Source organism: Nocardia sp. CDC519 (assembly GCF_059509835.1).
This window is the reverse complement of the sequence record NZ_CM183377.1, coordinates 855,847-870,759: the sequence shown is the minus strand read 5'-3', so window position 1 is coordinate 870,759 and position 14,913 is coordinate 855,847. Positions and strand designations below refer to the sequence as shown.

The window sequence follows — 14,913 nt, the reverse complement described above, 5'->3', positions numbered from 1 at the left end:
GCGCACACTTGGCGCGGCCGGGTACCGCCCGTTCTACTTCCAGTCGGGCACAGGGGGGAGCGGCTCAGTGAGCGAATCGGGCGTGGTGCGGCCCAGCAGCCAGACGAGGACGTCGGCGGCGGGCGCGGTGACCGTTGCCGTGGGGGTCCCCGCGCCGATCGTGGCGCTGTATCCGGGCGTGACGATCTCGAACGGCTCAGTGGCCGATGTGCTCAGGGCTGTCGCCGCCTCGGGCAGCAGCCGGTCGACGAACTCGGCAGGCCAGTCGGCGTGGGTGTAGCCGGATGCCAGGTCCACGTGATGGACCTCGACCTCCTGCCAGCGCATCCACACCACCTCGGTGGCCGGAATGGGGCGGCCCTGGCGGGTGCGGACCTCGGCCTGCCACTGTTCGGGCGTGAGGATCCGGGCCATGCCTTCGAACCGGGCGGCCGACTCCACGAAATCGGTGCGCTGCTCGGCGAGCGGTCGCGGCGCGCCTTCCTCGATATCGTGATCACGCAGGAAAGTGCTTGCGTACTGCGGGGTTTCGATTCCGGTGCGGGCCCAGAGGAACAGGTTGACCAGGCTGTCGGCGTTGCGGCACAGATGGGCGAGCACGTGGCCGCGGGTCCACCCGGGCAGCAGCGACGGCTCCCTCAGGGCGGCGTCGTCCAGGGAGTCGATGGTGGCGAGCAGGCGCCGGGTCGATTCGGTGACGGTGTCGAGCAGCTCCAGGGCTGCCTCGTGAGATTCGCTGGTCACGCGTTCGAGATTAACGGGCGGTGATCGGGGAGCCGCCTGGCTCGACTGCCCCGGCATGGGAGCGGCCGACAAGCCACCGGTATGCGATCGGTGCCACAGCCGGCGGACGGGCGGTCGGCGCGGCCGGCGGCTCGCCCCGCTCGCCCGGGCGAGCACTCACCCGGTCATCCGCTCGCACAGGGAGCCCTCACACTGGTCGCCCGCTCGCCCGGGGAGCCGTCACACTGGTCGCCCGCTCGCCCGGGGAGCCGTCACACTGGTCGCCCGCTCGCCCGGGGAGCCGTCACGCCGGTCGCCCGCTCGCCCGGGGAGCCGTCACGCCGGTCGCCCGCTCGCCCGGGGAGCCGTCACGCCGGTCGCCCGCTCGCCCGGGGAGCCGTCACGCCGGTCGCCCGCTCGCCCGGGGAGCCGTCACACCGGTCGCCCGGTCAGCTCGGGTTCGCGCGATAGGGCACGTGCCGGGTGGCGATCCGGTGGATCAAGCGCGCCGCTGTCCGCGCGGTCCGGTTGTCGATATCCAGACCGGGATTCAGCTCCGCCACATCCACGACTGCGAGCTTCCCGCTTGCGGTGACGCGATCGCAGACGGCCTGAATCGTCGCGAGCGGAATGCCGAAGGCCGCCGGGGCGCTGACACCCGGTGCGACCGCCGCGGGTAGAACGTCGAGGTCGATGGTCAAGTAGAGCAGGTCGATGTCGGCCATGAAGGCGTCGACGAAACCCAGCGCGGACTCCTGATCGCAATCGTCGTCGAGCAGATAGCGCACGTCGTACTTCGCCGCGGTGTCGAACAGCGCGGCGGTATTGCTCGGCTGGCTGATGCCGAGTACGGCGTAGCGCACGCCGGCGTCGGCCTCGAGGATCTGCCGGAACGGGGTGCCGGAGCTGGGGACGGGGTCGGCGCGCAGATCGAAATGGGCGTCGAGATTGAGGATTCCGATCCGCCCGGCGGCTCGGCCGAGCGCGGAACCCGCGACGCCGAGGTAGGTACCGTAGGCGATCTCGTGCCCGCCACCGAGCACGATGGGGAAGTGGCCGGCGTCGAGCAGTGTGCTCACTTCGGCGCCGAGCGCGCGCTGCCCCTCCTCCAGTCGTGCGTCCGACACCGTCACCGTTCCCGCGTCGTAGGCCCGGTGCGGGGTCGCCAAGGCCATCGGGGACAGCGCCTGGCGCAACGCATCCGGCCCCGCCGCCGCGCCAACGCGGCCCTTGTTCCGTCGCACGCCCTCGTCGCTGGCGAATCCGACGAAGACGCACGCGTCGGGCTCGACGCCGGCGCCATACGGTTCGACGACCTGATGCCAGCGCAGATGCTCGGGCGTGGTGCCGTCGGTGCGTCCGGTCCAGCGGGGTTGCATCGAATCTCCTCAGTTCGAGTAGGCGAGCGTGCCGTCGCGCCACACTCGGCTGATCAGCGGCACACCGGGTCGGTAGGCCAGGTGCAGATGGGTGGGCGCGTCGAGGGCGATCGCGTCGGCGCGGGTGCCGGGGGTGAGCGTGCCGACGTCGGTGCGGCGCAGCGCGCGGGCGCCCCCGGCGGTTGCCGCCCAGACCGCCTCGTCGGGCGTCATATGCATATCGCGGACCGCGATCGCGATGCAGAACGGGAGGCTGGTGGTGTAGCTCGTGCCCGGATTGCAGTCGGCCCCCAGCGCGACCGTCACTCCGGCGTCGAGCAATGCCCGCGCGTCGGGATAGCTACTGCGCGTGCAGAAGTCGGCGCCGGGAAGCAGGGTGGCCACGGTGTCGCTGTGCGCGAGGGCGTCGATATCGGCGGCGTTCACATGCGTCACGTGGTCGACCGAGGCCGCGCCCAACTCCACCGCGAGCTGCACTCCCGGCCCCTGGCGCAGCTGGTTGCCGTGTACGCGCGGGATCAGACCGTGCGCGATACCCGCGCTCAGCACGGCATGCGCTTGATCGCGGTCGAAGGCGCCGTGCTCACAGAACACGTCGATCCATTTCGCGTGCGGCGCGCACTTCGGGATCATCTCCGCGACGGCCATCGCGACGTATTCGTCGATCCGCCCGGCATACTCCGGCGGCGCCACATGCGCGGCCAGCAACGTCACCTCGTCGGTGTAGCGGCCGGCGACCTGCACGCTGCGCAGCTCATCGGCCACCGACTGCCCGTACCCGGATTTGCATTCCACGGTGGTGCTTCCGGCACGCAGCGATTCGTCCATCAACCGCCGCACATTCGCGCCGAGCTGCTCGTCGGTGGCCGCGCGGGTGGCCTCGATGGTGGTGCGGATGCCGCCTGCCGCGTACTTCTGGCCCGACATCCTGGCCGCGAACTCCTCGGCCCGGTCACCGGCGAACACCAGGTGGGAATGCGATTCGACGAAACCGGGCAGGACCGCGCGCCCGTCCAGCACATGGCCGGTATCCGCGGCGGGTGCGGCGGCGGAATCACCGACCCACGCCACCACGCCGTCGTCGAAGACGATCGCGGCGTCGCGCCGCAGGCCCAGCGGTCCGTCGCCGAGCGCGGGATCGTTGGTGACGAGCAGTCCGATGCCGGTCAGTGCCGTTGTTGCCATGGATGACTCCTAGATCCGGGTGTCGACCATCGCGGTGTGCGAGGGGTAGATCATCTGCGCGGGCGGGTTGTTGGTGCGTTTGGCGACCGGGTAGTAGATGGCGCCGGTGAACACGATGCCGACGATCCACGAGATATCGGCGCCGCCGAGCATCTCGGTGACGGGCCCGGTGTACATCTTCTGCGCCAGGAACGGGATCTGGGCGACGACACCCAGCGCGTAGCAGATCAGCGCAGGCACATTCCATGACCCGTAGCGGCCCTTGGGGTCGTAGAGCGCGGGCAGATCGATGCGTTCCTTGGAGATCAGGTAGTAGTCGATCAGGTTGATCGCGCTCCACGGGGTGAACACCATCAGCAGCACGAGCACGAAATTCTTGAAGTTCTCCAGGAAGTCCGCGCTCGCGGCGATCGCGATCAGCATCGACACCCCGACGAATCCGAGGATGTAGAGGGTGCGGGCGGTAGTGGAGATGTGCGAGCGGCCGTTGAACGCGGTGACGGTGGTGAGGATCGACATGAACCCGCCGTAGGCGTTGAGCACATTGACCGTCAGCTTGCCGACCACGATCACCAGGTAGATCAGGAACGCGATGGCGGCCGGGCCGGCCAGCTCACCCATGAAGCCGACCTGATTGCCGAGGAAGGCATCCCCGGCGACGGCCGCGACCAGCGCGCCGAAGGTCATCGACCACTGCGAACCGATGACGCTGCCCAGGAAGGTGGACCAGAACGTGGTGCGTTCGCTGGTGCTGCGCGGCAGGTAGCGGGAGTAGTCGGCGACGTAGGGGCCGAAGGTGAGCTGCCAGCCCGCGCCGAGGGAGATGGCGAGCAGGAAGGTCACCGCATCGAATCCGACGATGCCGAGGTAATCGCCGACGTTGTATTCGGTGAACAACCGGACCGCCAGGTAGCTGAACCCGATGATGCCGATGACGGTGGCGACCCGCCCGACCATGTGGATCAGCCGATATCCGGTGATCGCGACGAACGCGGTGAGCCCGCCGAAGATCAGGATGCCGATCGTCGGGTTGTCGATGCCGAGCACCTTGTTCACGGCTTGCCCGGCGAGCACGGTGCCGGTCGCGGCGAAGCCCAAGTACATCAGGATCACCAGCACCAGAGGCACCACCGCACCCTTGACGCCGAACTGGGCGCGGCTGGAGATCATCTGCGGTAGCCCCATGCGCGGGCCCTGCGCCGAATGCAGTGCCATCACCGCCCCGCCGAAGACGTTGCCGATGAGCAGACCGATGATGGCCCAGATGGCGTCGGCGCCGAAGACGACGGCCAACGCGCCGTCGACTATGGCGGTGATCTGCATATTCGCCCCGAACCAGAGCGTGAACTGACTGCGCGGGGTGCCGTGGCGCTCGTTGTCGGGGACGACGTCGATGGTGCGACGTTCGAGGGTGAGCAGGTCCTCTTGGGTGCCGTCGTTCTTCATGGCGGTGCCTGACTTTCTGCGGCGAAATCACTGCGGGGCGACTCGGCTTGCGGCGCCCTTCACAACGGTTCGATGCTGTGTGTTGGATCACGCCACACCGGATATGTATATGCCTGTATAGACAGGCTGTCAAGAGGCTGGAATCCGACGTGGTGTGTGATCGGCGATGGATCAGTGCGAGGTGGTGCTGCGACCGAGCTCGGCCGAGAGCCGGGCGCAGTGGTCGACCAGTACCCGGCCGTGTTCGGCGCAGGTCTGATCGTCGAGGCGGAAGGTGGGGCCGATGATGCTCAGCGCCCCGGCGATCCGTCCGGTCGCGTCGTGGATCGGCGCTGCGACGCCGGTCGAATGTTCCTCGAGAGTGTCGTGGGCGATGGCGTAGCCCTCGGCGCCGACCTCACCACGCAAGGCCGCGCCCACCGCGGTGCCGATCAGCGGCACCGTCTGCCCGACCCAGCCCATATGCCGGATGGCGTAGGTGCCCTCGATCTGCGCGATGTAGAGCGCGGTGCCGTGCGGTCCCGGCGCGGACAGGTACGTCGATTCCCTGGTGGTCTCGGCGATCTCGATCATCGCCGGCCGGGCCCGCAACACCAACTGGTTGTCGGCGATGGCGCGCGCCCCGATCTGCAATAGGCGCGGGCCCACCCGGTAGACGTTGTCCTCGCCGCGCAGCACGAACTCGGTCTGCTCCAGGCTGCGGATCAGCCGCAGCGCTGTACTGGTGGCCAGGTCGGTGGCCTTGGCGGCGTCGGCGAGGCTCAGGCCGCCGTGCTCGATGATGGCGCCGAGCAACTCGAAGGTCCGGCTCACGCTGCGGGTGACCTCGCCGGGAGCCATTCGCGTTTCCTCCATGCGCCGGGTGCCGGGCTATCGCCGCGGCTCTGCGAGCACTTCGTCGTGATGCTCGTCCAGCAGCGGGCTTCGCCGTACCGGCGGCCGTGCGCTGCCGCCGAAGACGACGGGTTGCCGCACGTAGCTTACGGTGCCCGCCGCCGGATGCTCGAAGGACTCGACCACACCGCGGCTGCGTGCCAGCTCGGAACCGAGCGCTTGCGCTACGTCCCACACCGGCGAGCTCGCCAGTCCGGCGGTGCCGAGGATGTCCACGATCTCGGCGACGGTGCGTCCGGCGGCCCAGTTCTCGATCTCCTTGCGCAGCGCGGGCTCGTTGCGGGTGCGCGCGGTGTCGTCGGCGAAGCGAGGATCGGCGATCAGGTCTTCGCGTTGCATCGTTCTGGTCAGCTTCTCGAAACCGGACTGGCTGGCGACGGCGAGGACGAACAGGCCGTCATCGGCCCGGTAGGTGTCGAATGGAGTCGAGATGGGATGCCGGTTGCCCACTCGCTCCGGAGCGGTTCCGGTGGCCTGGAGTTGGCTGTGTGCCGTCGGGAGCATGGCGAGCATGCTGTCGAACATCGCGATGTCGAGGTGCTGGCCGGCGCCGGTGGCCCTGGCGGCGAGCAGTGCGGTGCTGATGCCCCACGCCGCGAACAGGCCCGCGATCAGGTCGCCGAAGGATTCGCCGAGCCGGGTCGGGCCGGATTCGGGCGAACCGGTGATGCTCATGATGCCGGACAGAGCCTGTACGACCAGGTCGTAGGCGGCGGCCCCGGACATCGGGCCGTGCTGGCCGAAGCCGGAGATGGAGGCGTAGACGATGCGCGGATTGCGCGCACGAGCCGCCGCGTAGTCGATGCCGAGGCGGGTGGTGACACCGGGGCGGAAGTTCTCGACCACCACGTCGGCGTCCTCGATCAGCCGCAGCACCGCATCGCGACCTTCCGGGGACTTCAGGTCGAGTGCGATCGAGCGTTTGCCGCGGTTGAGCAGCGTGAAGTAGATGCTCTCGCCGTCGCGGAACGGGCCGAGGTGGCGGGCGTCCTCTCCGGTTCGGGCCTCCACCTTCACCACGTCGGCGCCGGCGTCGGCGAGCAGTGCGGTGCAGTACGGCCCGGCCAGCACCCGGGACAGATCGATGACGCGGACGCCGTCGAGCGGGGGTAGTGCGTTCATGTTGGCCTCTCAGTAGTCGAGGGTTCGGGTCGAGGGCGCGTTGCCCGCGATGGTCAGCAGCTGGATCTGCGAGGTGCCCTCGAAGATGCGCAGGATGCGGCAGTCGCGGTAGAGCCGCTCGATTTCGGATTCGCGCATGAAGCCCGCGCCGCCGTGGATCTGCACCACCCGGTCGACGATCCGGAAGCAGGCTTCGGTCGCGGTGTACTTCGCGATCGAGGCGGCCCGACGCAGATCCTGACCGGCGTCTTTCACATCGGCGGCCCAATCCGCGGTCACCCTGGCCGCCACCAGCTCGGCATCGCAAGCGCCGAGAAGCAGTTGGATGGCCTGGAATTCGGCGATCGGATGGCCGAACTGCTTGCGTTCGGTGGCGTACTCGCGGCCGAGTTCCCATGCGCGCAGGGCGATTCCATCGGCCATCGCGGCGACGTCGATGCGGGCGCGGTTGAGCGCGGTGAGCGCGATATTGCCGCCGCGGCCCTCGGTGCCGATCACCGCATCGTGCGGCAGGACGACGTCGTCGAGGTACACGGTGTAGGTGGGCGCCGAGCGGATGCCCAGCTTGTCCTGCGGCTCCGAGAACGAGATGCCGGGCGTGCCCTTCGGTACCGCGAACGCGGTGATGCCGCGGAATCCGGCATTCGGGTCGGTCTTGGCGAAGAGCACGAGCAGGTCGGCCTCGCGGGCATTGGAGATGAAGGTCTTGGCCCCGTTGAGGTGCCAGCCGTCGTCATCGCGGCGCGCCACCGTGCGCATGGAGGCGATGTCCGAGCCCGCATCGGGTTCGGTGAGGGCGAATCCGGCCAGCTGCTGACCCGAGGCGAGCGCGGGCAGCCAGCGTCGCTGCTGTTCGAGGGTTCCGCCGACCAGGATCGGCTCGAGACCGAGGTAGTGGGCGGTGTAGATCGAGGCGAGCGCGGCGTCGGCGCGGGCCACCTCTTCGATGGCGACGAGCTGGGCGCGCGTCGAGAGGCCGAGCCCGCCCAGCTCCTCGGGCACCGAAATGCCCATGAGGTCCTGTTCGGCGAGCCGGCGGATCAGTTCGGCAGGGAATTGCCTGGACTCGTCGCGGGCGGCGGCGCCCGGCAGGATCTCGGCATTCGCGAAGGCGCGCACGGTGCGGCGTAGGTCGGTCGTATCGAGCGAACGATCGAGTAGGTCAACGGTCACGAGGGTCTCCTCGACGGGCTAGAAATTTCATCTGATGAAAGTCGAATGCCACTAGGCGGCATGAATCGACTATGACCTGGATCGCAGAATTTGTCCAGAGCGAATCGAGCCGCGAGAGTGGCGAGCCGGGGGACGTTGACATTCCTGTATAGACAGGCTTATACATGTAGGGCCGATGTGACTCCACGCACATCGATGCTCGAACCGCATTGCTCGACTGCTGCCCCATTTCGAACCCGGGAGTTTGGTGTGAACACAACCGCCGAAGCGCTGACGCGCGGCCTCACCGCCCGCCACATCCGATTCATCGCGCTCGGATCGGCGATCGGGACCGGCCTGTTCTACGGGTCGGCCGAGGCCATCAAACGCGCCGGGCCCTCGGTGCTGCTGGCGTACCTGATCGGCGGCGCCGCGATCTACATCGTGCTGCGCGCGCTGGGGGAGATGGCGGTGAGCAACCCGGTCTCGGGGTCGTTCGGCGAGTACGCCAGCAAACACCTCGGACCGCTGGCCGGGTTCATGACCGGCTGGACCTACACCTTCGAGATGATCATCGTCTGCCTCGCCGACGTCACCGCGTTCGGCGTGTACATGGGCTTCTGGTTCCCCGATGTCCCGCGCTGGATCTGGGTGCTGGCGATCATCTTCTTCATCGGCGCGATCAACCTGCTGCACGTGAAGGTGTTCGGCGAGGTCGAGTTCTGGTTCAGCCTGGTCAAGATCGTCGCGATCCTTGCGATGATCGCCGGCGGCATCGCCATCCTCATCTTCGGATTCGGCGTGCACGACACCAGCAGCGGCGTGAGCCACCTGTGGGCCGACGGCGGATTCTTCCCCGAAGGGTTCGGCGGATTCGTCGCCTGCTTCGCGATCGTGATGTTCGCCTTCGGTGGCACCGAGATCATCGGCATCACCGCCGGTGAAGCCGAGAATCCGGAGCGCACGATCCCGCGTGCGATCAATACCGTCCCGGTGCGGATCATGCTGTTCTACGTGCTGACGCTGGCCGTCATCATGGCGATCAACCCGTGGCAGACCATCGGTTCCGAGGGCAGCCCGTTCGTGCAGATCTTCTCCGGCCTCGGCATCGGCCCCGCGGCGACGGTGCTCAACATCGTGGTGATCACCGCGGCGCTGTCGGCCATCAACAGCGATATCTTCGGCGCGGGCCGGATGATGTACGGGATGGCCCAGCGCGGCCAGGCGCCCGCGGTGATGAAGCAGGTCTCCCGCAACGGCGTGCCCTGGATGACGGTGGTCATCATGACGATCACGCTGCTGGTCGGCGTGCTGCTCAACTACCTCATCCCGGACAAGGTGTTCCTGGTGATCGCCTCGATCGCCACCTTCGCGACCATCTTCGTCTGGTTGATGATCCTGCTCGCGCACTACCGCTCGCGTCGCCGGATGAGCGCCCAGGAGGCGGCCGCGTTGAAGTTCCCGGTGCCGTTCTGGCCGTACGGGCAGCTGATCACCATCGGGTTCCTGGTGTTCGTAATCGGCGTGATCGCCTTCGACGACGACAGCCGGGTCGCGCTGGTGGTCGGCGTGGTGTGGCTGGCGCTGCTGTTCCTCGCCTATCGGCGGTGGGTGCGGCCGGAGTCTGCTGAACCGGGAGCCGCACCGGTGGCGGGGCCGATGCCCGCGGGTGCGGCAGCGGAGGTTCAGAAGCGCGGTGTGGCCGTCGCGGCAGGTACTGGGCCCGTCGCAGCTCGTGTGGCCGAACCCGCGGGTGCGGCTCGGGCGGCCGATGGTGCGGCGGTCGGTGCTACCGGCGATACGGCACAGGTGACCGATGCCGCGTCGGCTTCGACTCGGGCGCCAGGGGGACCGTCGTCGCTGCGGTGACCGATGGCGTCTCCGCACCCTCCGGAACCCCGGAGTTTCGTCCTACTACCTATTTCGAAACGGAGAACAATCGTGAGTATGGAGACCTTGCCGCGCGCGGAGCGAGCAGTGGCGGGCAATACCGATCCGGTGATCGTCGGGACCGGTCCCGTGGCGCCTGAAGACGTCGTGCGCGTGGCCAGGTACGACGCCCCGGTCCAGCTGTCGGACGATGCGCTGGCCGCGCTGGCGGAAAGCCGCAAGCGGATCGAGGCGCTGGCCGCCGACCCCAAGCCCGTCTACGGCGTGTCCACCGGGTTCGGCGCCCTCGCGGTCCGGCATATCCCGCTGGAGCTGCGCAAACAATTGCAGCGCAGCCTGGTGCGCTCCCATGCCGCGGGCTCCGGGCCCGAGGTGGAGCGTGAGGTGGTGCGCGCGCTGATGCTGCTGCGGCTGTCCACGCTGGCCACCGGCCGTACCGGGGTCCGTCCGCAGGTCGCGCAGGTTTATGCCGCGCTGCTGTCGGCAGGCATCACGCCGGTCGTGCACGAGTACGGCAGCCTCGGCTGCTCGGGCGACCTCGCACCGCTCGCGCACGTGGCGCTGGCCGTGCTCGGTGAGGGCACCGTGCGCGATGCCGCCGGCGAGCTGATGCCCGCCGGCCAGGCCCTCGCCGCCGCCGGTATCGAGCCGGTCGAACTCGAGGAGAAGGAAGGCCTGGCCCTGATCAACGGCACCGACGGCATGCTCGGCATGCTGGTGCTGGCCTGCCATGATCTGCGTAAGCTGCTCCAACTCGCCGACGTGACGGCGTCGATGAGCGTGGAGGGACTGCTCGGCACCGACAAGGTCTTCGCCGCCGATCTACAAGCCCTGCGCCCCCAGCCCGGCCAGGCCGTCGCGGCGGCGAATATGACTCGGCTGCTGAAGGATTCGCCCATCGTCGCCAGCCACGCCAACCCCGACTGCACCGTCGTCCAGGACGCCTACTCCCTACGGTGCGCCCCCCAGGTGGCCGGCGGCGCCCGCGACACCCTCGCCCACGCCGAGCGGGTAGCGGCCTGCGAGCTGGCCAGCGCCGTCGACAACCCGGTCGTCACCCTCGACGGCCGCGTCGAATCCAACGGCAACTTCCACGGCGCGCCCGTCGCCTACGTGCTCGACTTCCTCGCCATCGTCGTCGCCGACGTGGCCAGCATCAGCGAACGCCGCACCGACCGCTTCCTCGACAAAGCCCGCAACCACGGGCTGCCCCCGTTCCTGGCCGACGATCCGGGCGTGGACAGCGGACACATGATCGCCCAATACACCCAGGCGGCAATAGTTTCCGAGCTCAAGCGCCTGGCGGCTCCCGCCAGCGTCGACTCGATCCCGTCCTCGGCCATGCAGGAAGACCACGTGTCCATGGGTTGGTCCGCCGCCCGCAAGCTGCGCCGGGCACTCGACGGCCTGACCCGCGTCCTCGCCATCGAGGCATTGACCGCCGCCCGCGCCCTCGACCTGCGCGCCCCGCTCGAGCCGTCCCCCGCGACGTCCGCCGTGCGCGCCGTGCTCCGCGAGCACATCGAAGGCCCCGGCACCGACCGTCACCTCTCACCCGAGATCGAGAAGGCGGTGGAACTCGCGGCTTCCGGTGCGCTCGTCGCCGGAGCGGAGTCGGTGATCGGTCCGCTGGACTGAGCCTCACGCACGGATGGTTTCCGCTGCCCCTGTCGCTGACGACAGGGGCAGCGGTGTGCCGGGACCCCGCGAAGCCGGCGACCGCCACCTGATCTACGCCGATCGGTGTGGCCGGCCGTGCCCCGTCACTCATCCTCCGCCCGCCCCAGCGCCTCCAACATCTCCTCGAGCGTCCGCCGCTCACTCGCCATCCCATACCCGTCCAGCTCCGACCAGGTCCCGTCATCCCACTGCACCCACCCCCGCCGCTCATCCGCTGGATCCGTCACCGCATGTACCGCTCGGCCCGCTGATCCGGCGTAATCGCCCCCACCGCAACAAGAGTCCGATACGCATCCCGCTTATGGGGGCAGCTTTCGATACTGCACCTGCGGTGCGCCTGCATGAGGTCATGGGCCGTACGCGCCGACATCCGAGGAGCGCGTTCCGTGATCGGCGGGTCATCCTCACCGAAGGTGTAGGGCAGTACGTAGATCAGGCCCAGCAGTAATACGGCGATCGAACCGGCCACGGCGAACGCGGCGATGTAATCCGCCATTGAACCCCCTGCGATTGTTGGTTTTTGGGGACCACCCGGCGCCGGGGAATGAGGGGCACGCACCCGGCGCCGGGGGCTGAACCGAATCTTGCGCCACAACGAGGTGGCGGATAAGGCGCGTGCCATGGGCAGGTGTGTGCACAGGGGGTGTGCACAGGTCGGTGATCATGGTGTGCGCCCGGGATGAGATGCCAGACTTCAGAGATGGGACGCCTGCCGAAGCAGCCGAATCACCAACTTCAGGACCTTCTCGACGAAGTTCGCACCAGTAGAAAAGGTTTCGCCCGTCGCATAGTCGAGCGCGGTCGAACTGTCGGCGTGGAGCTGCATTACGACCACACGTCCGTCGGTCGTTGGCTCGCCGGCGAGCAACCCAATCCGCCTGGGCCGATGCTGATAGCAGAAGTGCTCACCGAGTTGACGGGGCGTCGAATCACGCCAGAAAGCTCTGGGATGGCGAGCATTCAGGATTCGCCAGGCCTCGGGCTGGAATTTCCCCTCAGCCTCTCCGAGGCTACTGCCGAGGCGACTGCTCTATGGCGAAGCGATGTCGAACAGCGCAGGTTCCTCGTCGGAACGGTATACGCGGTCGCCGCTTACCCCGCGGCCTCGATACGGTGGCTGACTCTTTCCGGCCCTGATCATCCGACGTCGGCGGGTACGCGCCGCGTTGGTCTGGCCGACGTAGACGCGGTCCGGACTATGGTCGGCGCCTTCCGGGACCTGGACAACCAGGTCGGTGGCGGCAAGGTGCGCTCGACAATCGTGCACTACCTGCACAGTTCAGTCGCGCCGCTATTACGCGGGAGCTACGCGGAAACTGTTGGCCGCAAATTGTTCGCGTCCACGGCCGAGTTGACGAAGCTGGCGGGATGGGCGGCCTATGACATGGAAGAGCATGGGCTTGCGCAGCGATATCTCATACAGGCGCTTCGGATGGCGCGTGCCGCCGGTGATGCCGCGCTCAGCGCCGAGATACTGGCTGCCATGTCGCATCAGGCGACTTACGTCGGGCGCCCCGGCGACGCGGTAGATCTTGCCCGCGCTGCCCGAATCGCGGCGCGGACAGCAGGGCTGCCGTCCTTGGAATCCGAATGCCATCTGGTAGAGGCGCATGGCCACGCTGCTCGGTCCGACGGAACTTCATGTGCAGCCTCACTCAATGCCGCTGAGAGAACTTACTCGCGAGCGGGGGCCGTCCCCCTGTGGCTCGACTATTTCGACGCCGCCTACATGTCGGCGAAAGCTGCCCATTGTTTCCGCGATCTCGGTGACCACAAACGCGCCGCCGGCCTGGCCATCCAATCCCTGGACATGGCCGGTGGATACCTGCGCGGCAAGATGTTCAACCTTTGCTTGCTGGCCTCCGCGATTGTCGAGCAGGATCCCCACGAAGCGGTGCGTATCGGCACCGAGGCGTTGGACATGGCCGGTGCACTGGAATCGCGCCGCACCCACGCCTACCTGCGTGGTCTGCGGGCGCGGCTGACTCGCTACGCCGGGTTGCCCGACGTCGCAGCATTCCGTGACAGGGTGATACTCGAGCGGGTCAACTGAGTGACAACGCCCGGTAGACACCGACGACGGTCGCCGCGCCCACGATCTCGCCCCGGGCGATCATGTCGACTGCTTCGGACAGAGGGATCCACGCCACCTTCTCCGCCTCGTTGATGTCGGGCTCGGTTGTGGTGAGGTCGGCGCCTCGTGCCAGGTACACCTCTTGTGGCTGGTCCAACGTGCCGATCGCAGGCTGGTAGGTGACCAGATGTTCCATCGACCGGGGCCGCCACCCGGTCTCTTCCTCGACCTCCCTCGCAGCCGCCACGGCAACGTCTTCGGCGTGATCGACGTACCCACCAGGGAGCTCCCACACCCAGCGATCGATGATGAACCGGTGCCGGTACATCAACAGCACTTCCCGGTCATCGTTGATCACCAAGGTCATTGCGCACCGCGGCATCCGCGCGACATACTGCGTGAACCGCACCCCGTCCGGTAGTTCGATATCGACGGTGGACAGCTGGATGTGCCGGTTCTCATCCACGCGGCGCTCACCGAGAATCTTCCACTGGGTCACCCGTCGACGGTATCGGTGGATCTCGCCCGACGCCATATTCTGCTGCGTGGTGCCGTGGGGGGTGGCGGGGGGGGAAAAGGGGGGGGGGAAACGCCGGGCAGAGCCCTCCTCATGTGCCACTCGCGCGACAGTTGGTGCGTGGCGGGGGTGGAAGCTTCTTTCCGAGGAGTTTCTCGGCCTGGTGGCGGCGCGCCTCGACCTGCTTCGGGGACAGCTTCGCCTCGGCAGCGTGCAGCGGTTCCTGCGTCAACGCGCTCATCGTCAGGGTGAGGTTCACCTTTCCAGTTCCAGTGGTGGTCTCGCACGCATTATGGGTCTGTACAGCCACGATGCCGACAGAAGGGAGGCCCGCTTCGACACGGAAAGAACTGCGGGGCCTTCTCGTGATCCGGCAGGTGGTAGCCAAGGTCGAACGTGAGAAGCTGCCCCTGAACCGCCCCGAAGTCACTCGGGAGCTGAGTTCGATCCGCCGGTATGAGTCGGGTCCTCCCTTTTCGAGATCCAAGGGTCGATCAGGGCATCGAGGTCGGCCCGCCACTCGGCGTAATCGATGCGCGGTAGGTGCGTACTGGTCTGTGCGAGTTCGGAGATCGGCACGAAGGTGCGTCGCCGCACCGGCGCGAGTATCGCGATCGGTCGGCCGTCGCGGGTGATGGTGATGCTCGCTCCGGCCTCGACCGCCACCAAGACTCGATCCGTGTGTTCGCAGAAGTCGAGCTAGTCGATCGCTTTCACTCTGTGAGGTTCCCCGAGAAGTCGCTGCGGGTAAAGCCAATTGTCAGGGGCGCCTGAACACACGACGACCTCGGAGCTGCCCCTCACGCAGCTCCGAGGTCGTCGCCATCGTCGGTGCGCCGGCAGTCCGCCGC

General features: G+C 67.8%; 14 protein-coding genes. 3 read left to right on the top strand and 11 right to left on the bottom strand.

The genetic code is table 11. From position 1 onward, the window contains the following. Positions 1–33 precede the first annotated feature (33 nt). From AC5W7N_RS03860 to AC5W7N_RS03830, 7 genes are all read right to left on the bottom strand, one after another. Positions 34–744, bottom strand: a complete 711-nt coding sequence (locus AC5W7N_RS03860; RefSeq protein WP_194990209.1) for a maleylpyruvate isomerase family mycothiol-dependent enzyme — start codon at positions 742–744, stop codon at positions 34–36. A 428-nt stretch (positions 745–1,172) separates the two neighbouring features. After that, complete coding sequence (gene hutG, locus AC5W7N_RS03855; RefSeq protein WP_495923267.1) at positions 1,173–2,102, bottom strand: formimidoylglutamase; 930 nt, start codon at positions 2,100–2,102, stop codon at positions 1,173–1,175. Between the two features lie 9 nt (positions 2,103–2,111). After that, the gene (gene hutI / locus AC5W7N_RS03850; protein WP_495923266.1) at positions 2,112–3,287 is read right to left on the bottom strand and encodes an imidazolonepropionase; all 1,176 of its coding nucleotides are present in this window, start codon (positions 3,285–3,287) and stop codon (positions 2,112–2,114) included. Positions 3,288–3,296: 9 nt separating this feature from the next. Continuing rightward, the gene (locus AC5W7N_RS03845) at positions 3,297–4,733 is read right to left on the bottom strand and encodes a purine-cytosine permease family protein (RefSeq protein WP_163813517.1); all 1,437 of its coding nucleotides are present in this window, start codon (positions 4,731–4,733) and stop codon (positions 3,297–3,299) included. Positions 4,734–4,904: 171 nt separating this feature from the next. Further along, a complete protein-coding gene (locus AC5W7N_RS03840) occupies positions 4,905–5,573 on the bottom strand; it encodes an IclR family transcriptional regulator (protein ID WP_163813516.1) in 669 nt (222 codons plus the stop codon). A gap of 30 nt (positions 5,574–5,603) precedes the next feature. After that, positions 5,604–6,749, bottom strand: coding sequence for a CaiB/BaiF CoA transferase family protein (locus AC5W7N_RS03835; RefSeq protein ID WP_495923263.1), 1,146 nt, complete (start codon positions 6,747–6,749; stop codon positions 5,604–5,606). Positions 6,750–6,758: 9 nt separating this feature from the next. Continuing rightward, positions 6,759–7,922 (bottom strand): acyl-CoA dehydrogenase family protein, encoded by a 1,164-nt coding sequence (locus AC5W7N_RS03830; protein WP_194991317.1) that lies wholly within the window; start codon positions 7,920–7,922, stop codon positions 6,759–6,761. A gap of 249 nt (positions 7,923–8,171) precedes the next feature. Between AC5W7N_RS03830 and AC5W7N_RS03825 the strand changes: the two genes are divergently transcribed. Together AC5W7N_RS03825 and hutH are read left to right on the top strand one after the other, a co-directional pair. Next, on the top strand, positions 8,172–9,770 hold the full coding sequence (locus tag AC5W7N_RS03825; protein WP_416383078.1) for an amino acid permease: 1,599 nt from the start codon (positions 8,172–8,174) through the stop codon (positions 9,768–9,770). Between the two features lie 78 nt (positions 9,771–9,848). Continuing rightward, on the top strand, positions 9,849–11,429 hold the full coding sequence (gene hutH, locus AC5W7N_RS03820) for a histidine ammonia-lyase (RefSeq protein WP_195020906.1): 1,581 nt from the start codon (positions 9,849–9,851) through the stop codon (positions 11,427–11,429). Positions 11,430–11,694: 265 nt separating this feature from the next. Here hutH and AC5W7N_RS03815 read toward each other — a convergent pair whose 3' ends face one another. Continuing rightward, positions 11,695–11,967 (bottom strand): hypothetical protein, encoded by a 273-nt coding sequence (locus tag AC5W7N_RS03815; protein WP_163813513.1) that lies wholly within the window; start codon positions 11,965–11,967, stop codon positions 11,695–11,697. Positions 11,968–12,171: 204 nt separating this feature from the next. Between AC5W7N_RS03815 and AC5W7N_RS03810 the strand changes: the two genes are divergently transcribed. Continuing rightward, complete coding sequence (locus AC5W7N_RS03810) at positions 12,172–13,524, top strand: NsdA family TPR-like regulatory protein (RefSeq protein ID WP_495923260.1); 1,353 nt, start codon at positions 12,172–12,174, stop codon at positions 13,522–13,524. Here the strand turns inward: AC5W7N_RS03810 and AC5W7N_RS03805 are convergent. The 3 genes from AC5W7N_RS03805 to AC5W7N_RS03795 all read right to left on the bottom strand — a co-directional run bounded on the left by AC5W7N_RS03805 (position 13,517) and on the right by AC5W7N_RS03795 (position 14,731). Next, positions 13,517–14,044 carry an NUDIX hydrolase gene (locus AC5W7N_RS03805; protein WP_218586406.1) on the bottom strand — a complete coding sequence of 176 codons (528 nt, stop codon included), beginning with the start codon at positions 14,042–14,044 and terminating at the stop codon, positions 13,517–13,519. The genes AC5W7N_RS03810 and AC5W7N_RS03805 overlap by 8 nt on opposite strands. 109 nt (positions 14,045–14,153) lie before the next feature. Continuing rightward, positions 14,154–14,321, bottom strand: a complete 168-nt coding sequence (locus AC5W7N_RS03800) for a hypothetical protein (protein WP_228828634.1) — start codon at positions 14,319–14,321, stop codon at positions 14,154–14,156. Between the two features lie 167 nt (positions 14,322–14,488). After that, positions 14,489–14,731, bottom strand: coding sequence for a type II toxin-antitoxin system Phd/YefM family antitoxin (locus AC5W7N_RS03795; protein WP_175585872.1), 243 nt, complete (start codon positions 14,729–14,731; stop codon positions 14,489–14,491). Between the last annotated feature and the right edge of the window lie 182 nt (positions 14,732–14,913).